Annotated in this window: 27 protein-coding genes and 1 tRNA gene; 3 read left to right on the top strand and 25 right to left on the bottom strand. The window is 40.4% G+C overall.

Translation table 11 applies throughout. From position 1 onward, the window contains the following. Positions 1-6: 6 nt before the first annotated feature. Genes H5158_RS06680 through H5158_RS06670 form a run of 3 tightly spaced genes read right to left on the bottom strand, consistent with a single transcriptional unit; the run spans position 7 to position 2,396 of the window. Entirely contained in the window at positions 7-1,065 is a 1,059-nt protein-coding gene (locus H5158_RS06680; RefSeq protein WP_145237048.1) for a succinylglutamate desuccinylase/aspartoacylase family protein, read from the bottom strand. After that, positions 1,052-1,957 (bottom strand): 30S ribosomal protein S6--L-glutamate ligase, encoded by a 906-nt coding sequence (rimK, locus tag H5158_RS06675; protein WP_145237045.1) that lies wholly within the window; start codon positions 1,955-1,957, stop codon positions 1,052-1,054. The genes H5158_RS06680 and rimK overlap by 14 nt, the downstream gene beginning before the upstream one ends. Before the next feature lie 10 nt (positions 1,958-1,967). Then, complete coding sequence (locus H5158_RS06670; RefSeq protein WP_145237042.1) at positions 1,968-2,396, bottom strand: ATP-dependent zinc protease; 429 nt, start codon at positions 2,394-2,396, stop codon at positions 1,968-1,970. Between the two features lie 149 nt (positions 2,397-2,545). On the opposite strand from H5158_RS06670, the gene H5158_RS06665 reads away from it, so the two are divergent. Then, entirely contained in the window at positions 2,546-3,517 is a 972-nt protein-coding gene (locus H5158_RS06665; protein WP_145237039.1) for a zinc transporter ZntB, read from the top strand. 6 nt (positions 3,518-3,523) lie between these two features. On the opposite strand, the gene H5158_RS06660 is transcribed toward H5158_RS06665, so the two are convergent. Then, positions 3,524-5,629: an ATP-binding protein gene (locus tag H5158_RS06660; RefSeq protein WP_182739702.1), complete on the bottom strand. Its 2,106-nt coding sequence runs from the start codon at positions 5,627-5,629 to the stop codon at positions 3,524-3,526. A gap of 353 nt (positions 5,630-5,982) precedes the next feature. Then, a tRNA-Arg gene (locus tag H5158_RS06655) sits at positions 5,983-6,057 on the bottom strand. Positions 6,058-6,312: 255 nt separating this feature from the next. Here H5158_RS06655 and H5158_RS06650 point away from each other — a divergent pair. Beyond that, positions 6,313-6,495 (top strand): helix-turn-helix domain-containing protein, encoded by a 183-nt coding sequence (locus tag H5158_RS06650; RefSeq protein ID WP_145237033.1) that lies wholly within the window; start codon positions 6,313-6,315, stop codon positions 6,493-6,495. On the opposite strand, the gene H5158_RS06645 is transcribed toward H5158_RS06650, so the two are convergent. Genes H5158_RS06645 through H5158_RS06635 form a run of 3 tightly spaced genes read right to left on the bottom strand, consistent with a single transcriptional unit; the run spans position 6,492 to position 8,207 of the window. Further along, on the bottom strand, positions 6,492-7,298 hold the full coding sequence (locus tag H5158_RS06645) for a phosphotransferase (RefSeq protein WP_182718073.1): 807 nt from the start codon (positions 7,296-7,298) through the stop codon (positions 6,492-6,494). The genes H5158_RS06650 and H5158_RS06645 overlap by 4 nt on opposite strands. Positions 7,299-7,306: 8 nt before the next feature. Beyond that, positions 7,307-7,930, bottom strand: coding sequence for a nicotinamide riboside transporter PnuC (gene pnuC / locus H5158_RS06640; protein WP_149980641.1), 624 nt, complete (start codon positions 7,928-7,930; stop codon positions 7,307-7,309). A gap of 25 nt (positions 7,931-7,955) precedes the next feature. Further along, complete coding sequence (locus H5158_RS06635) at positions 7,956-8,207, bottom strand: hypothetical protein (RefSeq protein WP_145237024.1); 252 nt, start codon at positions 8,205-8,207, stop codon at positions 7,956-7,958. A gap of 131 nt (positions 8,208-8,338) precedes the next feature. On the opposite strand from H5158_RS06635, the gene H5158_RS06630 reads away from it, so the two are divergent. Beyond that, entirely contained in the window at positions 8,339-8,578 is a 240-nt protein-coding gene (locus H5158_RS06630; protein WP_145237021.1) for a DUF2960 domain-containing protein, read from the top strand. Positions 8,579-8,587: 9 nt separating this feature from the next. Here the strand turns inward: H5158_RS06630 and alr are convergent, their stop codons facing one another. The 17 genes from alr to rnr form a co-directional block, all read right to left on the bottom strand. Further along, positions 8,588-9,667: an alanine racemase gene (alr, locus tag H5158_RS06625; RefSeq protein WP_182739701.1), complete on the bottom strand. Its 1,080-nt coding sequence runs from the start codon at positions 9,665-9,667 to the stop codon at positions 8,588-8,590. Continuing rightward, positions 9,667-11,046, bottom strand: a complete 1,380-nt coding sequence (dnaB, locus tag H5158_RS06620) for a replicative DNA helicase (protein WP_145237015.1) — start codon at positions 11,044-11,046, stop codon at positions 9,667-9,669. Before dnaB ends, alr begins: the two co-directional genes overlap by 1 nt. 100 nt (positions 11,047-11,146) lie before the next feature. Then, positions 11,147-12,091: a DUF4097 family beta strand repeat-containing protein gene (locus tag H5158_RS06615; protein ID WP_182718071.1), complete on the bottom strand. Its 945-nt coding sequence runs from the start codon at positions 12,089-12,091 to the stop codon at positions 11,147-11,149. A gap of 11 nt (positions 12,092-12,102) precedes the next feature. Next, on the bottom strand, positions 12,103-12,585 hold the full coding sequence (locus H5158_RS06610) for a hypothetical protein (protein WP_182718070.1): 483 nt from the start codon (positions 12,583-12,585) through the stop codon (positions 12,103-12,105). Further along, entirely contained in the window at positions 12,572-13,123 is a 552-nt protein-coding gene (locus H5158_RS06605; RefSeq protein ID WP_182718069.1) for an RNA polymerase sigma factor, read from the bottom strand. The genes H5158_RS06610 and H5158_RS06605 overlap by 14 nt, the downstream gene beginning before the upstream one ends. 191 nt (positions 13,124-13,314) lie before the next feature. Beyond that, complete coding sequence (locus tag H5158_RS06600) at positions 13,315-15,099, bottom strand: hypothetical protein (RefSeq protein WP_182739700.1); 1,785 nt, start codon at positions 15,097-15,099, stop codon at positions 13,315-13,317. After that, on the bottom strand, positions 15,099-15,623 hold the full coding sequence (locus H5158_RS06595) for a PilW family protein (protein ID WP_182718067.1): 525 nt from the start codon (positions 15,621-15,623) through the stop codon (positions 15,099-15,101). The genes H5158_RS06600 and H5158_RS06595 overlap by 1 nt, the downstream gene beginning before the upstream one ends. Continuing rightward, positions 15,623-16,036, bottom strand: coding sequence for a prepilin-type N-terminal cleavage/methylation domain-containing protein (locus H5158_RS06590; RefSeq protein WP_182739699.1), 414 nt, complete (start codon positions 16,034-16,036; stop codon positions 15,623-15,625). The genes H5158_RS06595 and H5158_RS06590 overlap by 1 nt, the downstream gene beginning before the upstream one ends. Beyond that, on the bottom strand, positions 16,036-16,485 hold the full coding sequence (locus H5158_RS06585) for a GspH/FimT family pseudopilin (RefSeq protein ID WP_145236992.1): 450 nt from the start codon (positions 16,483-16,485) through the stop codon (positions 16,036-16,038). Before H5158_RS06585 ends, H5158_RS06590 begins: the two co-directional genes overlap by 1 nt. Positions 16,486-16,487: 2 nt before the next feature. Then, positions 16,488-16,913 (bottom strand): type IV pilin protein, encoded by a 426-nt coding sequence (locus H5158_RS06580; protein WP_182739718.1) that lies wholly within the window; start codon positions 16,911-16,913, stop codon positions 16,488-16,490. A gap of 289 nt (positions 16,914-17,202) precedes the next feature. Next, positions 17,203-17,655 (bottom strand): 50S ribosomal protein L9, encoded by a 453-nt coding sequence (gene rplI, locus H5158_RS06575; protein ID WP_145236982.1) that lies wholly within the window; start codon positions 17,653-17,655, stop codon positions 17,203-17,205. 36 nt (positions 17,656-17,691) lie between these two features. Continuing rightward, complete coding sequence (gene rpsR, locus H5158_RS06570; protein ID WP_002962753.1) at positions 17,692-17,919, bottom strand: 30S ribosomal protein S18; 228 nt, start codon at positions 17,917-17,919, stop codon at positions 17,692-17,694. A gap of 12 nt (positions 17,920-17,931) precedes the next feature. Then, positions 17,932-18,249, bottom strand: a complete 318-nt coding sequence (gene priB, locus H5158_RS06565) for a primosomal replication protein N (protein WP_145236977.1) — start codon at positions 18,247-18,249, stop codon at positions 17,932-17,934. Between the two features lie 54 nt (positions 18,250-18,303). Then, on the bottom strand, positions 18,304-18,645 hold the full coding sequence (gene rpsF, locus H5158_RS06560) for a 30S ribosomal protein S6 (protein WP_145236974.1): 342 nt from the start codon (positions 18,643-18,645) through the stop codon (positions 18,304-18,306). Between the two features lie 200 nt (positions 18,646-18,845). Next, on the bottom strand, positions 18,846-20,747 hold the full coding sequence (locus tag H5158_RS06555) for a S9 family peptidase (protein ID WP_259398482.1): 1,902 nt from the start codon (positions 20,745-20,747) through the stop codon (positions 18,846-18,848). A 205-nt stretch (positions 20,748-20,952) separates the two neighbouring features. Next, positions 20,953-21,699 (bottom strand): 23S rRNA (guanosine(2251)-2'-O)-methyltransferase RlmB, encoded by a 747-nt coding sequence (gene rlmB / locus H5158_RS06550; RefSeq protein ID WP_064667888.1) that lies wholly within the window; start codon positions 21,697-21,699, stop codon positions 20,953-20,955. Next, a complete protein-coding gene (rnr, locus tag H5158_RS06545) occupies positions 21,696-24,191 on the bottom strand; it encodes a ribonuclease R (RefSeq protein ID WP_182739698.1) in 2,496 nt (831 codons plus the stop codon). The genes rlmB and rnr overlap by 4 nt, the downstream gene beginning before the upstream one ends. Positions 24,192-24,299 lie beyond the last annotated feature (108 nt).

Here is a 24,299-nt window from a genome sequence, read left to right as displayed (position 1 = left end):
CAGCAATTAATTATTTAATTCCGCTGTTTTTAACTCATCTTCAATATCACTTATTTCATCAATAAAGGTTTCAAGCTGTTGTTCTACCAAGCTGTTTGCGTGAGCAAAATATGCTAAATGAAACACTGCATCACCTTCATTAACCAGTGGCATAGTTTGTTGACCAATCACTATACCACTTCTTGGCGCTAATAATTCCAGCTCAGAATCACCGAGCGGGCTACTGATATAAGCTAATATTTGCCCTTTCATTACTCGCTCACCCAATGATACTTGCGCACGCACAATGCCATCGACTTCAGCACGCACCCAACTGGTAGAGCTGGCAATAATTGGCTCAGGTAACTTCTTAGCGCGCTTGCCACGGATCATTTTTAAATGACGCATGACATAATCAACGCCTTGCATACCAGCCGCTATTGCAATTGGATCAAACCGCAGCGCTTCTCCAGCTTCGTATGTAATCACCGGAATACCTAAGTTCGCGGCCTCACTTCGCAGTGAACCATTACGAAGTGACGCATCAATAACGGCTGGTGTACCAAATGCATTCGCCATTTGTGCCGTTGCTTCATCACTCAAATCTGCGCGAATTTGCGGTAAATTGGTGCGATGTATTGCGCCAGTATGTAAATCAATAATATGCGTACAATGAATGGCCACTTGCGAAAAGAACATATGTGCCATACGTCCAGCAAGCGATCCACGAATAGAACCTGGAAAGCTGCGATTCATATCACGGCGATCAGGTAAATAACGTGACTTATGAATAAAACCAAATACGTTAACAATCGGCACAGCAATCAGCGTACCACGCAGCTGGTTAGCATCTATTTTTGCTAATAATTGGCGTACGACCTCTACGCCATTGAGTTCATCACCATGAATAGCCGCACAGACCATTAAAACAGGCCCTGCTTGAACTCCATTCACTACCTCTATTGGGATATTCAACGGCGAATGGGTGTACAGTTTAGCTGCTTCTAGAGCCAGCGTCTTACGCTCACCGACACCCACCGTTTCACCTAATAAAGTAAACGCACTATTGATTCTAACCTTTGCCACGCGTTGCGGTCCTTTTGGTTGCAGCGGTTTTTTCGATAAATTCGATCACCATACCTGCAATATCTTTTCCTGTTGCTACTTCGATACCTTCAAGACCTGGTGAAGAGTTAACTTCCATTACCAAAGGTCCGCGAGATGAACGAAGTAAATCAACCCCAGCTACGTTCAAGCCCATTGCTTTAGCTGCAGCTACTGCTGTTCTACGTTCTTCTGGCGTAATACGCACTAATGTTGCACTGCCACCGCGGTGTAAATTAGAACGGAACTCACCATCTTGTGCTTGACGCTTCATTGCGGCAATCACTTTGTCACCAAGTACGAAACAGCGGATATCTGCACCACCAGCTTCTTTAATATACTCTTGTACCATGATATTAGCTTTTAAGCCCATAAAGGCTTCAATAACACTCTCAGCTGCTTTACGTGTTTCAGCTAACACTACACCAATGCCTTGAGTACCCTCTAACAGCTTAATAACTACAGGTGCACCGCCAACCATTTCTAGTAAGTCTTTAACGTCATCTGGCTTGCTGGCAAAACCGGTTACCGGCATACCAACGCCTTTACGTGATAACAACTGTAACGAACGTAATTTATCTCGCGAACGTGAAATAGCAACTGATTCATTAACAGGAAATACATTCATCATTTCAAACTGACGCAGTACTGCACAACCATAAAAAGTAACTGAAGCACCAATACGCGGGATTATGGTATCAAAATCTTTTAAATTTTCACCGCGATAATGGATCTCTGGTTGCTCAGAGTTAATGTTCATGTAACAACGTAATGCATCGATCACTTTTACTTCATGACCACGCATCTCAGCTGCTTCAATTAAACGACGCGTTGAATATAAATTCTTGTTACGAGATAAAATACCAATTTTCATAGTTAAAACCTTAACTATCTAATAAATGAGATAAAGCCGGATCAACGACTATACGATTTTCCATGGCTGTGCGCCCTAATAACATTCTAAACTTCATACTCGCTCGGCTGGTCAAAGTGACTTCTATTGGCCAACTTTTATCACCAGCGCAGAGCTTAGTCTCAATAAAATACCGCAACTCACGCTGCCCACTTGAGCTGGTTACATATTTCATCTTTTTTACTTTAGCATCACACTCAATTTGAGTGTGCTCATCTTCTTGCAAAGGCTGAGCAATAAATTTAACCCACTTTTCGCCTTCTCGCTCATATTCTTCAATATTAAGAGCATGAATACATGACGTACGGGCGCCCGTATCAATCTTAGCCTTAATTTGATTAATGCCAAGCTCAGGTAAACTTAACCACTCACGCCAACCAACAATTATCTTTGCCGTCATAAATGTGCCCTTTAATAAAAAACTGTCTTATACGCTACACGGATAAAAACACAAATGAAATAATTTTATCCAAATGATAAGCTAATTTAATTGACCTAAGTCACTCAATAGTCAACTATATTAACATACAGGATTAATGAGAATTTACTATGTTCAATGGTTTACTACACGCACTTATACTTGATGAACAAGGCGGCGCACGCACAATTGATAATAGTGCAGACCTACATAACTGGCAGCCTGAGCAAGGTAAATTGTGGGTTCATCTTGATTATAGCCAAAGTGAAGCCATAGATTGGTTACAAAACAGTGAATTGTTGACTGATTATGAACTTGCATCATTAACAGCCGATGAAACACGCCCTCGTATCACCAAAGTAACTAACGGTTGTATGTTGTTTTTACGAGGCGTGAATTTAAATCCTGCGCAGAGCCCTGAAGACATGGTCTCAATTCGTTTATTTATCAATGAAAATGTAGTGGTCACTACCCGAAAACGCCGTTTACTTTCAGTCCAAGATATTTTAGCTGCACTGGAAGAAAAAACTGGGCCAGTTAGCATTTCTGAATTAGTTTGCCAACTGACACAAAATCTTACCTCACGTATGCAAGGGGTAATTGATGGCTTAGATGACACTCTCGATATTTTTGAAGATGAAATTGACGAGCCGACAAAGCGCTTTGATAACCAAGGACTGTCGCAGTTACGCCGTCAATCAATTGGTTTAAAACGCTACTTAAGGCCACAAAAAGAAGCGCTCAGTACTTTAATGGCAAACAAATACAGCTGGCTTAGTGAAAACGACAAAGCCAAGTTAAACGAAACCACCAATCTACTGATCCGCTTTATTGAAGAATTAGACAGCTCTATTGAACGTGCGCAAATTATTCAACAAACCATTACTAATCAGGTTTCTGAACAATTAAATCAGCGTATGTATGTGATGTCGGTGGTTGCGGCACTGTTTTTACCGCTAGGATTTTTAACCGGTTTACTAGGCGTAAATGTAGGCGGTATCCCTGGTACAGAGAGCCCTTACGCATTTAGTTTTTTTGTTATATTTTTAGTCGTGATCACCGGTGCCATCGGCGTTTACTTCAAAAATAAAAAATGGCTTTAAAAATACTCACGGTTGTTCAACTACATTGATTGGTATAGTAATGATAAAAGTAGTGCCAGCACCTAATTGACTCTGGCACTCTATCGTACCGGCTAGTTTATGTATTACTAAATTATAAACAATGTGCAACCCCAAACCTAAACTCAGTTGTGCGTTATTCGTAGAAAAGAACGAGTCAAATACTTGCTTGCGGACATCTTCTGGCATGCCTTTACCATTATCGCTGATTATCAGCTGAAGTTGTTCATCATGTTTACTCACTGTAATGTTCACCTCCCCAGGCGTTGAATCATCAAAAGCGTAAACTAAGGCATTTTCCACTAGCTGCCCTAAAATTTGCGAGAATGCACTTGGTGAGGCAAAAAAACGAATTTCTTGCTGGTATTGGCATTTAACTTTATGAGGCGTTTGGTCAACACGTGAGTGGATTGACAGCAGAATATTATCGATATACTCACCTAAGTTAAACCAGCGATTTTCCTGTGTATCGTTGTCTACCGCAACTTGTTTAAAGTTATTGATTAGATTGGTAGCTCTGTGGAGATTAACGCTCAATAACTCTGTGCTTTGTATTATATGATCATAGGCCTGATTAAACTCCTCTCTCGACATGTTACCCGCAGCCGCTTTGCCATGAATAGTTTTCGAGGTGCTTTCCAGTACTGATGCAGCCGTGACGCAAATGCCCAATGGGGTATTTATTTGATGAGCAACTCCAGCAACTAATCGTCCTAACGACGCATGCTTTTCATTTTCAATTAACTGTTGCTGAGTACGTTTTAGCTGTTCCAGCGATAATGTTGCTTCTTTGGTCTTAGTCTCAAGCTCAGCAGTACGCAGAGCCACTTTACGCTCAAGTACCGCATTTAACTGTTTTACTTGTTTCTGTGAAGACATCAACTTGGTATTCGCATCTTCAATCTCACTGACGTAGCTTTTTACTTGTAAGTACACATCATTTAAAGCAGTAATAATTGGGGTAAACTCATTGCGTTTAGCATACTCAACTGGCAGTAGATTAACTTGCTTATTACTACCATAACGAATAGAGCTTTTTATGATATTTAATACCTGATCAAAAGGGCTAAACAAAGCTTTGAGGATAAAAATCATCAGTATAATAAAGCACAGCCCTATGCCACTGCCTGTGATTAAAGCCCAAGAAGACACTTTATCAACTTGTTTACTTAAATCATTTTTAGGAACTAATGAGCCAAAGATAAAACCGCTCTCACTAAGCTGATAAAAAATATACTTATCTTCAATTGCTAGCTGCTCAAACCCAAAGCTATTGACCTTACTTAACCGACTTTGAGCTACTAATGTTGCCGCCCAAGGAAAGTCATCGGTCAACTGCTGTACTGTTTGAGGCTTGTCTGTAAAGCCAATAATTAACTCAGAATCCCGGTGAAATAAAAATGATTGTGCATTTTCGGTCACTTTAATGCTGACTAAAAACTCACTTAACTCAGCTAAAGACCAGTCGAGCGTCGCCATACCAATCGGACTGCGGTTATCGTCAAGCATCACCGCATCTATAGTCATCATCAACGAGAATGAGCCTGCATCATCGTAATAAGGGTTAGTCCAAAATATTGGACGATAGCTGGATTGGTTTAATCCCCACCCTTGCTGTTCAGCAAGCTGGTACCAATCCTGAGAAAAATAATCGTACTGTGGTTTATTGAGATCCCACGTAAATTGCAGCTGTTTATTTTCTTTATATACATATGGGCCAAAATAACGATACTGCTCATCCAGTACCTGGGGTTGATACCAAAGCCCTCCTCCCATGGCTTGTTCAAAACTGGCAAACTTATTTTGTAACGTGCGCTGAGCCAGTTCCTTGATATCAGCCATGGGAGTAGATTTTTGATGACGCAGAAAGTATAACTGTTCACCGCTTAGAGCCAGATCGATCGCATGCCCTTGCATTTGTTCTGTAAGATGATTGATTCGGGAAATAGTGCCATTGAACACAGCTTGAATTTCATTTTGCTTAAATTCATCCAAAGATTCTTTGTAAATTAGCGTGTTGAATAACTGTAGGGTTGAATAAGCCAATATCTCAAACAAAATGACAAACACCAGAATACGGGTTTTAATATTCATTCAATCTCCAGAGTACTCTTTGCTAAAGAGCTCATTTAACACAACACTCACAGGCATTGCCTAATAACAACTGTGCTCGACTTACTTAGTATACAAAATGACATGAAACGGTAATCCCACCATTTTTATTGGAGGCGAGCTGTAGTGCATAATACAATTCCCTAAGATAATGAATTATGAGTATAGTCCAGTTGTCAGTTTTACCACTTGTGCAATTTAATTAATTCTAAATATTGGTAGGGGTTTATTTACATCATGAGTACTAAAAGAGTGTGATTGAGGGCAAACACTGTGGAGTAAGATAGAGAGTTATTATTGATTGCCTTTGATGAAAGGCTGGGCATTATTGCAAATGGCGCTCTCGGTAGGGATCGAACCTACAACTCAGCCTCCGGAGGGCCACGTGATATCCATTTCACCACGAGAGCACATTTGTGCCACCACACCAACTCGCGATATCAGTGCTTAGGCCGAGCAATAATAAAGGCATATGCAATTAAATGCTAGCTTCTATCGCTTAGATGCTTATTAATTCAGCAAATTATAATAAATTACTTCACAAGCAAGCAAAAAACAGCTATTAAATTATACTTAATAAAAATCACTAACCATTTTGCAACATATAAATGCCCGTTTAACGACTTTTAAGGCGCTTGTAAAAGGTTTAACATGAGGAAGTATCTATGAGTTTAATGTCAACCGAGCAAGTAGCGGAGTTTTTAGGGGTTAAAGTTGAACGTGTAAAGCGTCTTGCCCGGGAAAGTTTATTAATATCGAAATCTGTTGATGAAAACGGCGAACCACTATTTGATGCAGATGAAGTTGCAAAATACAAAGAACTTGCGGCGCGTTTTGGTGGTCTTTAACGATACTCCATTGAGCTAATCAAACAATCCAACTGCGTACGCAACTCAGTCACTTTATTATCGACTGAGCGTGCGCTATACCAACAAATACACAACACTAAAAACACCAACTGATAGCATTCAAGCTTTTGCAGTGAATTGTGAAATTTTTGAATAGCAGGCAATTGCTGTTGGTAGTTTGAAAGTAAGCTATTTTTTTGCTTATCATTCAACGCAAAACTAACAGTCAGTGCTGCTAAATCGAAGTATACGTCATTACTTTTAGCGTACTCAAAATCAATTAAAAACATGCCTTGGCTATTCACAATAATGTTTTCTTTTACTAAATCATTATGGCAAAAACCTTCATCACGGGGTAATAACGCGATTTGCTTTAATGCATCCTCAACGCTTGCTTGATATTGCTGATATAAGCGAGTTTTTTTATAAAAATCCAGCTCATACTTTATATCCATCGCCTCAGTAACAACATCATGGCAATGAAAAGCAATCAACTTTTGCAGCAACTCTAAAGTGTAATCCCCTTGTGCAATATCCCCCTCTAGGTATTCAAAAATCGCCAGCTTGTTAACTTCATCAGTCCACAGTGGTTTAGGGCATACCTGCTGCTGCGCAAATACAGTTTGTGCTGCCAAGCCCTGCACTGGCCAATGCTCGCGATAGCACTTTAATAAAAAAGCCTGCTGTGCAGTACGCACTAAAAAGTTATCGTTACTTAAACCGCTAAATAGCCGCTCATTGCTCAATACCTTTAGTTGTGGATCAAAAGCGGCAAAAATGCCGCTAATTTCTTTACCTGTCATACTGCTTCTTATAATTGCGCCAAAGGCTTAGCTTGATTTTGCTCGTACTCTTCATACCAGGTTTTAAACCCCCATGCTGCCATTATGGTGTAAAAAATAAACAGCGCTAATGTTGGGTAGTAGCCTTTCTCGTAATACAAGTACATCGAAGCCGCATCAATAACAATCCAATACAGCCAATTTTCCAGTACTTTTTTTGCGACTAAATACGTTGTAACAACAGCAAAACAGGTTGTAAAACTATCTAAATAAGCAAAGTCTGCATGGGTATGATTGTTCATCACATAACCAAATATTAATGCCACAATCGAAGTCGCAATAATGATGAATAAGTGTTGATGCAAGCGCCATGAGGTGATCACTAATTGATGTTTATTAGCGTCGCCTTTTCGCCATATTACCCATCCATAAACCGCCATATACATATAGTAAAAATGCAATAGCGATTCCATTAATAAAGCACCATTCCAATACATTATGGTATAAATAAGGGTGCTAAAAAATGCTGCAGGCCAACACCACAGGTTTTCTTTTATTGCTAATAGCAAATATGCCATAGAGAGCGCCACTGCGATATATTCCCAGTGCGACATTGCAGTAAACCCTGCGAGAGTTTCTGTAATAAATTCCATAATTGATCCACTAAGGCTTTAGCTGCTATTGGGGAGAGAGATCACCATTGAGGAATTTACAAACAAAAATAGCTTTGCCAAACTCTTCGTATGAACGCTTTATCTCAGTACTAAGCACAGACATTACTAAATCGTAATCACCAAAAATTTGCGTCGACAAGGTATTTGTTATTACTTTTAAATCGTCATATTCATTTAAGCGATCAATAAACCCCTTAATAAATGGGATATAATCTTGATGAAGTGGGTACTTACTGATCTCTACAGATAATTTCATGACAATTCCTTGGTTTATTTAAAAATATGGCCGTTATTGTAACTTGAGCTAAGCTACAAGTCATTCAAAGGTAGAGCGGATGTCGAAGAAGGTGTAAAATTAACGCAATTAAATTATTTTATGAGTGACTCATGGCACGACGCATTACGTACAAATTTAAAAATCAGCCTCGCGAAATTAATTTTGCAAAAGATAAATATCGCGATATGTATCAGGCTATTGCTGCGGCTGAAGGGATTGATTTAACAAATTATTTAAAGATGGAACAGCAAATTGCTATGACTTCAAAAGGCTCTGCGGCAGTGCGTAATTTTCGTGATGAAGAGTTTGCTCGCATGGGTTTTAGCGATGTGTATTTTATCAAAGAGTAACGCTTAGCATTACTCTAAATATTCATAGCTTACCCGTGGGGTAATATTACAGACTAACTCGTAAGGGATTGTGGTGGCACATTGGGCGATTTCTTCAACGGGTAATTCTGGGCCCCACATCACCACCTCATCGCCTACTTTGATGTCATCAGCATTTTCACCAATATCAACACTGATCATATCCATAGAGATGTTGCCAGCAATACCATAACGTTTGCCAGCAATCACTACAGGTGTGCCATGTCTAGCATGGCGCGGATAACCATCACCATAGCCCATGGCAACCACTGCAAGCTTAGTCGGCTGAGCACTTTGCCAACAGCCACCATAACCAACACCTTGCGCGGCATCAACATCGCGAATTGCAATGACCTTAGTGGTTAAGCGCATCACCGGCTTCAGCTGATGGTCTTTGCCAGAAGTGTTAAGCATTGGTGATACACCATACATCATCAAGCCTGGACGCACCCAGTCGCCATGACCTGCAGGCCAAGCTATAATACCAGCCGAATTTGCTAAACAATGTGCTTGTTGTTTGCCTTGCACTAATGAATCAAACAAAGCAATTTGCTCAGCTGTTTTGGGATCATTAACATCATCGGCACTGGAAAAGTGCGTCATTAAATTGATTGTATCTTTAGCGTTATTAGTCGCTTGCAAGCGCTGATAAAAATCATTCAATTGCGTTGGTGCAACCCCTAAACGATGCATACCCGTATTGATTTTTAACCAGCAACTGATTGGTTCATCGAGCTTTGCATTTTCAAGTGCCCTGAGCTGATTTTCATCATGGATTATGGTTTGAAAGTTATTGGCTAATAAAATCGGCAAATCATCTTGATGGAAAAAACCTTCCAGCAACACAATAGGCTTGGTCAGCCCACCCGCCCGCAGTGCGAGCGCTTCATCTATTCGTGCCACTGCAAATGCGTCGGCATCATTAAGGTGCTGCGCTATTTTTACTAAACCATGACCATAAGCATTGGCTTTTAATACCGCCATAACTTTACTATTAGGCGCAAACTGTCGCACTTGCGCTAAATTATGAGCAAGTGCTTGTAAGTTAATTTCGGCAATAGCTAAACGCATTAGTAATCATCATCTACAGCAGGTCCGGCGTAATTATCAAAACGCGAGAACTGACCTTGGAAAGTTAAACGTACTTTACCAATTGGACCATTACGTTGTTTACCTATGATAATTTCAGCAATCCCTTTCTCAGTACTGTCTTCGTTATATACTTCGTCGCGGTAGATAAACATGATTAAATCGGCATCCTGCTCGATAGAGCCTGATTCACGTAAGTCGGAGTTAATTGGGCGTTTATCGGCACGCTGCTCTAGAGTACGGTTTAGCTGCGACAGTGCTACGACTGGGCATTGGAGTTCTTTTGCTAATGATTTAAGTGACCGTGAGATTTCAGCAATTTCTAAAGTACGGTTATCAGAGAGGCTGGGAACGCGCATTAGCTGCAAGTAATCGACCATGATCATACTTATCCCACCGTGATCACGAGCAATACGACGCGCACGTGAGCGAACATCTGTTGGAGTTAGACCTGATGCATCATCAACATACATCTTTCCTTTTTCCATCAGTAGCCCCATGGTTGATGAAAGACGCGCCCAATCGTCATCATCCAATTGACCGGTGCGCACTTTGGTCTGATTAATTCGACCAAGGGATGCCAACATCCTCATCATAATCTGCTCCGAGGGCATTTCTAATGAGTAAATAAGCACAGGCTTATCTTGTGTCATTGCGGCATGTTCAGCTAAGTTCATCGCAAATGTGGTTTTACCCATCGACGGACGGGCGGCCACAATGATTAAATCTGATGGCTGCAAACCAGTGGTCATTTTATCTAGATCGGCATAACCGGTACTTACCCCCGTCACACCATCTTGTGGCGACTGATACAACTCTTCGATTTTATCGACTGTTTTTTCTAAGATGCTGTGAATACTTTGCGGACCATCGTTACTTTTTGTCCGCTGCTCAGCAATTTTAAACACTTTACTCTCTGCAAAGTCGAGTAAATCGTGGCTGGTGCGCCCTTCCGGATTGAAACCTGCTTCGGCTATTTCATTGGCAACGCCAATCATTTCACGTACCACAGCACGTTCGCGTACGATATTCGCATAGGCGTCGATGTTCGCCGCACTTGGCGTATTTTTAGCAATTTCAGCTAAATAAGCAAAACCACCGATACCACTGAGTAAATTCTTTTTCTCTAAGCTCTCTGATATGGTGATCAAATCGATTGGATCGCCTATTTCAGCAAGCTCGACCATGGCTTCAAAAATAAGCTTATGGGTACGTGTATAGAAATCTTGCGAAACGACCAACTCGGCAACACGGTCAAAGGCTTGATTATCAAGCATTAAGCCACCTAAAACAGATTGCTCTGCTTCAATGGAATGAGGAGGAACTTTAAGAGTGTCGACTTGTTTATCTGGTTTAGCCATAACTTCGCAATACTAACAATGAATGGCCTCTATTCTATCTACTTGGCTACGTTGTGCAAAGAGCAAAGCAGGATTTCTTTTCCTACTTTGCTACGGGAGATTACTTTTGCTTACGTAATTCTATGCGCCCACTGATAGTGTCTATTTCAATATCAGCATCACCACCATTAACCGCAAACTCCAATTCACTTGATGGCCCATATTTCGCTTTTTTAACTTTATCGTCACTCAACTCATTAATAATTTTACCATTGGCATGCGCTTCAATTTCAAACCGCGCAGAAACATCCGTCGGGAAGTAAAAATCGGCATCGCCACTAACAGATTCATAAGTAATTTGCGCACCTTTTAGTAACTCATTAATATGTATTTCACTCTCACCATTTACCGTGCTAATACGTAAGCTTTTTAATGCCTGAAAAGCAAAGTCGATATCGCCATTAACATTCTCTAAGCGAACTTCTTGAGCTGCTGTTTTGGATTTAATATCACCATTGACAGCAGTAAAGCGCAGCGTGCCTTGTGAGTCTTTGTCATTAATTTCGCCGTTTACGGTTTCATAGCGTATATCACCTTTTAAGCCTATCGCACTGACATCACCATTAACGGTATCCACAGTAATATTGCCACTGATGTTTTGTAAGTTAATATCACCATTAACGACATCAATATCAGCCCCGGCGATCAAATTTTTAGCACTGATAGTGGCGTTAACACCGGTAAATTCAAGTTCGCTGCTATTTGGCATATAAATAACTAACTGAGAACCATCGCCACTATTCCAACCGTTATTATTGTTACGCGGCATTTTAACGATAAATTCGATACGGTCCCCTGCCACTTCTAAACGATATCCTTGTGCTTTATCATCAAGCTCACCGGTGATCTGTAATTGTGATTTATCCCAGCCCTCAATACGTACATCACCGCGTTGGTTATCTATAAAAATACGCTTATTAGCGGGCACCTCAATTTGTTCATTGATTTTCTCACCAGCAGAGGCGAAAAACGGCAATAAAGTTAGTGCTAATAGTAATGTTTTCATGGTTGATACTCCTAAATTTGTTGCCACTTCGGTGCATGCACCTTATTGATTAGATCTAATTGCTGCTGATAAACCTGTGCGAGCATTTTTAATAACGCTGGATTCTCAGGCTCATTGTCGAGGGCTTGCTTTATTGCCCGCTCAGCGTCCTCTAATTCTGTTAATTGCTGTTGCCAGTTATCTGTCAATGCAGGCTGATTTTGATATTGCACCAACAAGGTTTGTTTTTGCTGGGTAAAATAGTCACTCATCACCACACTTGTCGCAGGCTCAGAGCCGGAAAACAGCAACTGCACGGTTAATAAAGCCGCCACTGAGCATGCTGCCACACCCGCTAATTTAGGCCACAGCGCAGCTTTACCTTGCGCCTGAGGAGCATGCGTTAATGCTTTTTCGATACCTGGCCATAAATCTTTTTGTGGTGAGATCTCTAACTCAGTGTTATTGATTGACTCAGCTAAAAATGTTTCAAAATTAGGCTTACTCATTTTCATACCACTCTTTTAATAACTGACGGGCGCGATGAAATTGCGACTTACTAGAACCCACTGCCATTCCTAACATAGTGGCAATCTCTTCATGGCGATAACCTTCAATGGCGTGCAGCACAAATACCATACGAGCTCGCTCAGGTAGTCGTAATACTAACTTGTCGAGTCCATTTAGACCTTGGCAATCTGTTGCGCTTTGTTCATCCATACCACTTTGCTCGAAGCTCACTACTTTTTGCAACCAATTCTTATGTTTACGTAAATAGCTAATCGCAATATTACTGGTGACACTGTGCAGCCAAGTTGAAAACTGTGACTGCCCTTCAAAGCTAGCGATTTTATGCCACAGCTGCACAAATACTTCTTGAGTTGCATCTTCGGCATGTTCGCGATCTGCGAGTAACCGTAAGCACAATCCATAAACCCGCTTTACATGTAATTCATAAAGTGCAGCATAAGCATTTTGATCACCGCTTTTTACACGGGTAATAAGTGCATCTTCGCTTAGCTGTGTAAAAGCATGTTTTGCATCTATCAACATCGTTGATGTTGTCCCTTTATGATTATTATTATGAAATGAGTATACCTAAGCACTCAGGAAATACGATCTTTCAGAATTTTAAGTTTCTTGAATAGTTAGACGTGAGATGTAAGTGAAAAGGTTTAAATGACATGAAATTATTTTTAACAAAAAACGGCTAACTTATCAGCTAGCCGTTTTATCAAGTGGTTTTATAACGTTGCTTCTGGGGGATCTTCTTCGGGCCCTTCAGTGGTTTTTTCCGGTACTTTATATGACCAGCCTAAAAAGGTAATTTTAGATCCACCATTAGAGCCACCACCTGAAGTCATGTTTTTTAATGCAACATCGTATCTCGTTTCACCATTACCGCAATTTGATACGCTGCCTCCGCGGATAGAACCGGTATAACGAGCTCCAGCATCAACTCTAACATCAGTTAAGGGAGAATAAATTGTCGCGAACATATCAGCGTTAGAGGCGATATAAATACCAAATTTATCACTTGCGCCATCTTTCTTTTTACATGACAAAGCACCATCGCCAGATTTATACCCTGAAAAAATATTCAACGCATATGCATCTGAAGGTGTTAACTTTACAACAGTTTGTTCAACAACGGGGCTCTTTCGAATATGTATTTTCCCCATTACATAAAGGCTTAGACTCACCCCTTTATGTATTTTAAAATGAGACTCTCCACTGCCAGTAATTGAAAAATCACCTGCAATATAAATGCCGATTTTCTGATTGCTATCGCCAGCTAACAATGCATCTAAGCTGCCACCATTTATAGTTAAATCATTAAAAAAGTACATATTTTCTTGTTTAGCACCTAACACGTTAGCGTCTTTTGCAAGGTATTCAGTAACCGTTCCATTATTAGTAAAAATAGCTTTATCTTCGTTAATTTGAATTTTTTTCGTATTTTTAGTTAAAAGTAAATCAGGGAAAGGTCCAAATGCATTTAATTCGCTTAAAGTACTAATATTCAATGGATCGCATTTATCTTTCGCATATGTAGGTATGCTATCTGGATCATCGGGATCTAAACCTGCAACATTAGGTACTTTCAAACCTTCAACATAAGCGCTGCTTGATAAAGTTTTTACTACAGAATTATTAGTATAACTAGCAGAGCTTAGTAAGCTGCCACCATAAAGGATATCAGCAAGCTCAGCATTACTCTGGTTTACATGAACACCATGATTTAAGGTTAAGTCTTTTTCAGTGCGAACATAGCCGTTCACCGTCATATCTTTAAGTTGGATGTTTCCATTGGCAAAAATATTACCATTGATTTTTGTATTCCATGCACTTGTTCCTGACGGGAAGCGAATATCTTTATTTGCCCATAAATCCCCTTCAACAGATTGTGAAGAACTTACAACAATAGAACCTGTAGAGGCTACGCTTCCTTTAATTGTTCCTGTACCACTTAATGTTACATCTGCATTGTGAACTGTAGTTCTCACATCAGCATCATTACCAACATACGTTGCATCAGTAGAGTCATAGCTAGTTATTTTCCCCGCCCCCCCCAATGACACACCGCGACAACCAATGATTGCATCTGAGTAAGGAGTCAGACTATTTCCTGGCGTAAATCCAAACCGTGCGACTAAATTACTTTGTGCATCACCACCATAACGCTCACCCAAGCTGATGATTTCTAGCTCTCCAGCAGCATTTTTACTAATAGTGGCATTATAAGTTGCATCTTCGCCAATCAAACCGCGCCCTGATGCTGTGCCTGTCGCTGCGATCAAGCCATCGATATCTAAGCTTTTATCATCTGAAAAAGCTTGCTGTAATAACTTTGCTTCTTCGAAAATACCTTTTTCAGCGAGTAACCGGCTATTTATTTTCTTTTGAAAATTGCCACTCATACGCTCTTGAATAATATTTTCACGCAATGAATTAAGTACCGCAATACTCGCCATACTGGTGAGGATAAGTACTGTTACAAGCGTAAAACCACTTTGTTTTTTAGCCATTACACACCACCAAAAGCATTGTTTAAAATAACATTAGAAACCGCAATATCAATGGCAATAGTGTCTTCAAATTGCGCAGGTAAGTTCTCTGGGCCAACATAAATAGTGACAATGTTATTATCAATTGCAAAACTCAACCGGGCGACTCCCGTCAATAACCGCTCTGCTGGAGCAGCTCCTAATGTACACATTAAATTATTGCCTACTAGGCTATAAACTTCATTTATATCAGCTGTTGATACACTGCCATTACAGGTGATAACCCCAGCTGGCTGAGTAACAGTAATTGCCGAGCCATCTGCTGCAACCAAAGGTGCGCTTGGTGTTTGTTTAATGCTACGCGTAAAAACCTTACTTGTGTAACGTATTACTTCTTGCGCATTTTCAAGCTCTTTACTAACTGAAATAGTGCCTTTAATAGCTGAGTATGAAAGGCTAACTCCAGCTAGTAGGAATGAACCAGCGGCTAGAGCCACCATCAGTTCTACAAGGGTATAACCTCGCGGACGATAAATTGCCATCATCAAATACACCCAACTGGTAGCTCAGGGTGACTAGCATTTAAGGTAATTTGATTTTCTAATTGAGCAGGGTCTTGTTGCTTGATCCGCTCATCAGCCCATGAAACTGTGATTTGCATATCATGCGCATACGCCGCAGGTAAGCTCAGCTGATAATCATCGATTTGCGGGTCTAAAGAGGCACGAAAGTTAGCATCCGTGAATAAAGCCGGATTCGTCGTTTGTAACTCACACAAGCGAGGCCAAATACGCTCTAACGTATTTTGCCCTTGCACCAACGATACAGTGTAATTAAAACTGTTAGTGGCATATTGTAGCGATTTGAGCTGAGCTGCTGCCAACCCTAATAAAGCAATACCGGCGATAACAACCGACAGCATCACTTCTAATAATGAAAAGCCACTTTGTTTAATCATTATGCACATGCTACTGATTTTTCAGCTAACCAATTTTGGCCACTTTTTAAAATGCACAAGTAATAATCTACTGTTTTATCATTGTCATCTTTAATTAAAATCTCGCTCGCCGCAGATATTTCGCCACTTGACCACACGGTACGATCAACTAAACCAACCGTTACACCATGATGTTGGATGACGAATTCTTTTAATACTGTATCAACACCATCAACAGCTGCTGTTACCTGCCATTTATCGCCACTTACCACTAGCTTAATCTCACGATCACGTTTTACCGCCTCACTGCGCGCATATTTATACACACTATTGAGCTGATTTGCGGTGGTAATAACCCGATCTTGCATGATTTGCTGGCTAAAAGAAGGAAACGCTAATACCGCCATAATCGCAACGATCCCAACCACAATCATCAACTCCACTAATGTAAAACCGGCTGTTCTAGTCATTGTTACTCCCAGCAACTATTAGCATCAGCTGATTGTGTGCCATCATGCTTAATCACTAATGCACCACAGCGATCTCCTGCTTGGGCAGAACCGATTTTTGGGGTTGCAGTTAATGTAAATGCACGACTTTTAAAATTAGCATCAGCTGCAGCGCCACTAACACGGTTTAGCGCTTTATAAGTAAAAGTATAAAAATCTGTATTTGTTGCCGTATCAAAAGCGTTTGGATAACCACCATTACGTGAATAAATACGCTCTAATACTGCACCATGTTGCAACATAACTTGTTGAATATCGGCACGGCGACTACGCTCCATATGCTCAATATATGAAGGCATAGCTACACTGTATAAAATACCTAGAATAGCTACGACTATTAATAACTCGATTAATGTGAAACCAGAAAAAAACTTCGTACTTCTCATCATCTGCTCTTTCAATTTTTACATCCTTAACACTATGCTCAGCGCACAAACAATATACAGTGACAGCGCTGTCACTGTCAACAATCTGTAATCTAATTACAATGTCGCTACATTTTAATAGGTATAAATAATTAATTTTTACTTTAGATCAAACAATACCAGATAAAAAACCTAAAAAAGGGACTTTAATCAATATTTATGTTGAAAATGATATGCTAGCTAGTGATATGGATGATAATAATAAACAAAAAAGCCGTGCTTTTCAGCACGGCTTTTTTCGCTTAATTAAAAATTAAGCTTCAGCGATTACGATTACTTTGATAGTAGCCGTTACTTCTGAATGAACTGCGATTGATACGTCAAATTCGCCAGTCTCACGGATAGTACCTAGAGGTAAACGAACTTCTGACTTAGCAACTTCAACACCAACAGCTGAGATAGCGTCAGCGATGTCGCGAGTACCGATAGAACCGAATAACTTACCTTCGTCACCGGCTTTAGATACTAATGTAACTTCAGCTAATGCTTCAAGCTTATCAGCGCGTGCTTGTGCAGCAACAAGCTGGTCAGCGATTTTCGCTTCAAGCTCAGCACGACGTGCGTCAAAAGTTTCAACGTTAGCTTTAGTTGCAGGAACTGCCTTACCTTGTGGGAAAAGGAAGTTACGTGCGAAGCCAGATTTAACTACAACCTGGTCACCTAGGCCACCTAGGTTAGCGATCTTATCTAGTAGAATAACTTGCATGTTTCTACACCTTTTAAAAACGTGTTAATCCGCTGCTTACTTATGTAAGTCAGTGTATGGAAGAAGGGCTAAGTAGCGAGCACGCTTAATAGCAGTTGCTAGCTGGCGCTGGTATTTAGCGCTAGTACCTGTAATACGGCTAGGTACGATTTTGCCACTTTCTGTAACATAGTTTCTAAGAGTAGCTAGATCTTTATAATCGATTTGTTGTACGCCTTCCGCTTTAAAGCGGCAGAACTTACGACGTCTGAAATAACGTGCCATGAGATAAATTCCTCAAATAATTCTTTCTATATGCTGAGCATGCAAAACCAATTGGCTAAGGCCGTTACGACCTTCGTGACGATTTAAAAAACCGCTCACTTGCAATGCCTGCCCAACGTGCAAATGTTGAGTCTGTTGTTGCATTTGCTTACCACTAGCAACCACTTGAAGCCGAACATAACTATTACGGTTAAGGTCTGCTTCAACTTGCATTGATTTGTGTTCTACAACAAAAATACAATGCGGGATACCAGCAGGGCTTTGGCTAAACTTAGGTGTTTTACAAACAACCCCAGAAATAACCAGCTGATTCATAAAAGGACTGACCATATGGTTTACCTTAAAATTCTCGCTGATCAAGCGCCATGCTTGGACTCAAAACAATTAAGCAGCTGGTGCTTCTTTCTTCTCTTCTCTTACAAGAGGAGATGCTTCAGTTACAGCGTCTTTAGTACGCATAACTAAGTTACGAAGCACTGCATCGTTGTAGCGGAAAGTAGTTTCTAGCTCGCTGATTACTTCAGTAGGTGCTTCAACGTTCATAAGAACATAATGAGCTTTATGAAGCTTGTTGATTGGGTATGCCAGTTGACGGCGGCCCCAGTCTTCAAGACGGTGGATAACACCACCAGCTTCAGTGATAGAACCAGTATAACGTTCGATCATACCAGAAACTTGCTCACTCTGATCTGGGTGAACCATGAATACGATTTCGTAATGACGCATGGATATTCCTTACGGTTAATAGAGCCTTCTACCGTTTCAGCCGGTCGGTTTAAGGCAAGGAATTAATATTAAATAGGCCGAAATGAGCGCGCATTTTACGCTTAGTCGGAAAATTAAGCAAGTAGGTTTTATAAGTTCGGTAATAAACAAATTTGCTTATTCAACTAAACAGTTTTTAATAGCTAAAAAACATTTACATGTTATAAGTTCTTTTGCAGAAAAGAGCTTACTTCTGAGAACAATATTTTTTGGCTTTCTAAATCATCAAAAAAATGCGTGCCATCTTTAATTTCTACATATTTGACGTCAACGTGGTTTTTAGCCTTACTATAAAAAATGCTCGATTGCCTATAGTCAACTCGGGTATCGTTATCACCATGAATAAGTAGTACCGGGGCTTTAATTTTGTCAACCATATTAATGACTGATACATCAGCTAACGCCTTTACGGCATTACTATCTGTCATATCAACAATATTACCTAAATAAGACCCTTGCCTACTTTCATCTTCAACAAAAGTTTCAAGATCAGATACGCCTGAAGCACTAATTATACACTTAAAACGATAAGGTTCTTGAGCTGCCGCCGTTAATGCCACATAACCTCCATAACTTGAGCCATAAATACACGCATTGCCTTTTTTAGCTAAACCAGAATCAATTGCCCAATCCATCGCATCGTAAACATCTTGTTGCATACGCTTACCCCACTGATAATAACCAGCAGTTTCAAATTGACTACCAAAACCCGCGGAACCTCTAAAGTTAACTTGTAGCACCCCATAACCCAAACTAACTAGATACTGTAACTCTTTATTAAAATACTTATAGTCCCTTGCATTAGGCCCACCATGAGGCATAACAATTAATGGTGGCTGTTTAGCACCTTTTGGCTGGGTATAATAGCCTGAAACATCCATACCATCACTGGCTTTAAAATTATAGTTTTGGACAGAACTGAATTCTTTTGATGCCAAATATGGATATTGAGAGAGCCAAACACCACCTTTTTTAGTTTTTAAATCAAAGTAGTAATAGACTGGTGTACTACTGTCACTTACCACATATGCTAATAACCGATTATGGTCACGATTTCGACTGGCAATTGTTACTTGTTTATCTTTAAATAAGTTACCGACTGCTTGCTCTTGTTGAGCATCTTTTTCTGAAAAATAAAAGGTTTGATAAAAGTCATCATAGTAACCAACTCCAATCAAATCACCTTCGCTATTTCTTATAGTATTACTTAAATCATAACTTTCATGACTATAAACTAGTGATTCAAATTCTCCTGAAGCGATATCATATAACCACAGCGCTTCACGGCCTAGCTCTCTGTCTGACATTACATAGGCTTTAGTACCGTCAGTCGTAAGTGCCTCTATACTAAATGTGTTATCTTCACCCCAAGTGTGAGTATGTATTTTTTCTAACTCATCTTCTTTTTTTGCACGATACCATACTGAGGCTGTAAATTTATCGTCTTTTTCTTCTACAGCAATGCCTAAGCGTACCACTCCTTTATTATCAGCATACCAGCTACTAATGCCGTCTTTATTGCGCTGTATTTTTTCAAATTGAGAATCACCTAAATTAACTCGAAAAACAGAATATGCACTATCGTTTTCATCGTAAGTAGACACCAGTGCATAATCGGTTTCGTGTTTCAGTGATGATACTAATCTAAAACTTTGATATTTATAAAAACGACTTTCTGAAAAGCGTTTCGTAGTCAGTACTTTGTGTTCACCTGTTGTCACATCAAAAGCATATAATCGAGAAATACGTAAAAACTGACCATAACTATATTCAGGGTAGCTGGTTGAAACAATTACATACTTGTCACCAGACCAACGTATAAAATCAATACGATCTCGTTTTTTTTTCATACGAGCAAGAATATTTAATTCAATACTTGGAAATTTTGTAATGCTAACGGTTGGCCCATCATCAGTATTATAAACCGTTGCTATCATCTCTCCATTTGGCGATATTTGTGGTTGCTCGACTATTGGCAAGTGAGCATAAGCGTCCCATGGATTTTCTTTTGCGTAAGTTAATGTAGAGATAAAAGCAAAGCATATGAATATAGCTCTAAACATGATTAATCCTTAATTTATATTATTTTAATTATTACGACATTAACATTAACAATAACAACAACACTAACACTATAACAATTTACATTTAAAGATTTGAATTAATAAAGCTTTAACGTTGGACTCTTTAAAATAGGAAAAATAAAGGAAAATAAAAAAGCTGCTATGTAAAAAGCAGCGTTTAAACTTTTATTTTGAACAATTATTACTAAGCTTGTGTCGCATTTCTCTGACGCAGTACTTCAAACAAACAAATACCTGTGGCAACCGATACATTTAAACTTGATACAGTACCTGCCATTGGGATTTTAACTAACACATCACAATGTTCGCGCGTTAAGCGGCGCATACCTTCGCCTTCAGCGCCCATAACAATCGCCATAGGCCCGGTCAGATTGGCATCAAATACATGAACATCGGTTTCGCCAGCAGTACCAACAACCCAAACACCGGCATCTTTAATTTCACGTAAAGTACGGGCAAGATTGGTGACTTGGATCAGCGGTACTGTCTCTGCTGCACCACAGGCAACTTTACGTGCTGTGCCATTTAGTTTTGCTGATTTATCTTTTGGCACAATAATGGCATGAACACCGGCAGCGTCTGCACTACGTAAGCAAGCACCTAAATTATGCGGATCTGTTATGCCATCGAGAACCAGTAAAAATGGCGTTTCTTCACGCGCAATGATTGCATCCAAATCTTTTTCATTGAAAGTCGGCGCCGCTATAACGTTTGCAATAATACCTTGATGCTGCTCACCCTTTGATTTGTTATCAAGAGCTTTGCGCTGCATAAACTGCACTGATATACCAAATTTACGCGCTTCTTCAATAATTGGAGATAAGCGTTTATCATCACGTCCTTTTAGGGCATAAATCTCAATAAAACGCTCAGGCTCACTTGCGAAAATTGCTTCAACAGAGTGAAAGCCAAAAATCAATTCATTACTCACGTATCACTTGCTCCTGAACTCTTACTTTTACGGGCATTTTTGCCGGGTCTTTTCGGCTTTTTCACGGCCTTTCTCTTTGGTTTTTTTGCAGTAGTTGTAGTGCCAGCATCCGCTGATTTTCCTGCAGGCTTCTTTTTGCCTCTACTGGCACTGTTTTTTTTTGGCTTTGGTTTTCCCTGATCAGAACGACCGCTAAGTTCACCTGACTCTTTCGCGTCAGCTTTTTTACCTGGTATTTTGCCACGTTTTAGCTGCGAACGAACACTTGCCGGCTGATGCCCTTTTGCATCACCACGACGACGGGCGTATCTATCTTGTGCAACATCGCCACTGAGCGTTAAATTGATGCGACGCTCATCTAAGCTTACCGATGCAACCTGAACCGTGACTTTATCGCCTAAACGATGAACTTTACGAGAATGCTCACCAATCAAGCAATGTTTAGCGCCATCATATTGAAAATACTCATCGCCTAAATTAGTGACATGGATAAGGCCATCAATTTGTAAATCAGCTAAGCGAATAAACAAACCAAAGTTAGTAACCGATGAGATCACTCCTTCAAATTCGTCGCCCACATGATCTTGCATGTATTCACATTTCAGCCAATCAGCTACTTCACGGGTTGCGTCATCTGCACGACGCTCCGTATTTGAACACTGCTCGCCCAATTGCGCGACTTCTTCGTCACTATAAACATACGCACCCGACGTAACCATACCTTGGGCTTTCAAAATGCCTTTAATCGCACGATGTACGACTAAATCTGGGTAACGACGAATTGGCGAGGTGAAATGTGCATATTCACCTAATGACAAACCAAAGTGACCGATGTTTTCAGCTTGATATACTGCCTGCTTCATCGAACGCAGTAGCATAGTTTGGATAAGTTCAGCATCAGGGCGGTCGCCAAGCTTGGCTAACACATGGGTAATTTCTTTTGGTGTTGGCTCATCACTGAGTGTTGATTCAATACCCAACTCTGATAAAAACTGTCTAAAGTTAGCCAGTTTTTCTCCATCTGGTTCAGCATGAACACGATAAAGCGCGCTGGCTTCGTGTTTTTCAAGCATTTTAGCCGCAGACACATTGGCTAAAATCATACATTCTTCAATCAGCTTGTGGGCGTCATTACGCAGCACCGGCACTATTGATTCAATCTTACGCTGAGCGTTAAATACAAAGCGTGTTTCAAGGGTTTCAAACTCAATCGCTCCGCGCTCTTGGCGGGCGGCTTTTAATGCCATATACATTTGCTGTAAATCAGTTAAATGTGGCACGACCGGTGCGTATTCAGTACGTAACTTCTCATCACCTTGTAAGATAGCGTTTACTTTGGTGTAGGTTAAGCGCGCATGCGAATTCATCACCGCTTCGTAAAAGCGATAGCCTGATAATTTACCTTCAGCCGATACCAGCATTTCTGCGACCATACATAAACGGTCAACTTTTGGATTTAATGAACACAAGCCATTGGACAATACTTTTGGCAGCATAGGAATAACTTGTTCAGGGAAATACACTGAGTTACCACGTTCGATTGCCTCGGCATTAAGTGGGGTATTCATTGCGACATAATGGGATACATCAGCAATCGCTACCCATAACCGCCAACCACCCGATTCAACAGGCTCACAATACACCGCATCATCAAAATCGCGAGCATCTTCACCATCAATCGTAACCAATGGTAAATCACGTAAATCGACTCGATTTTGCTTGTCACCTTCTTCGACAAACTCACCTAAGTGTTCAACCTGCTTTTCAACCGCTTCTGGCCATACATGCGGGATATCGTGATTACGCAGTGCCACTTCAATTTCCATACCTGGGGCTAAATGCTCACCCAGTACATCAATGATTTTCCCTACCGCATTCATATTACGGTTAGGGTTTTGGGTAATTTGCACTTGCACCATTTGGTTGTGACGTGCGCCGTTTTCACTGCCCGGCAAAATAATAATATCTTGGGTGATACGTGGATCTTCCGCCACCACCACTGCTATGCCATGCTCAACAAAATAGCGACCAACAATCGGTGCTCGCTCGCCAGCCAGCACTTTAATAATACGCGCATCGCACTTGCCGCCGGAGCCTCGTTTGGTGCCTTTAGCCAGCACTATGTCGCCATGCAGTACCGAACTCATTTGATGCTTGGCAATAAACCAGTCTTTACTTTCGCCTTCGACTTCTAAAAAGCCAAACCCGTCACGGTGACCGATTACTTTGCCTTTAACAAGCCCAGCTTCATCAATTAAGGCGTAGCATTTAAATTTATTAAAGAACAGTTGACCATCACGCTCCATGGCACGTAAACGACGCTTAAAAGCAATTTGACGCTCATCATCGTTTACCGCTAACTCCTCACATAATTGATGAAAATTAGCAGGCTTGGCACGGTCTTTTATATGAGTAAGTATAAACTCACGACTTGGGACAGGGTTTTCGTACTTTTCTTGTTCTCGACTGAGATTAGGATCTTGGTTTGACATTCACTATCTTGTTAATTGGTTATGATGTTATTTTAACCCATAACCGATCAATGAGACAGGCAAAAGCTATGAAACTTTTAAGAAAGCGCTTTTACTTGCTTTAAACAG

Origin of the sequence: Pseudoalteromonas sp. SR45-6 (assembly GCF_014163545.1) — a bacterium.
Lineage (GTDB): Bacteria > Pseudomonadota > Gammaproteobacteria > Enterobacterales > Alteromonadaceae > Pseudoalteromonas > Pseudoalteromonas rhizosphaerae.
Note: the sequence above shows the minus strand (reverse complement) of the source record. Positions and strands in the feature narration are given on the sequence as shown.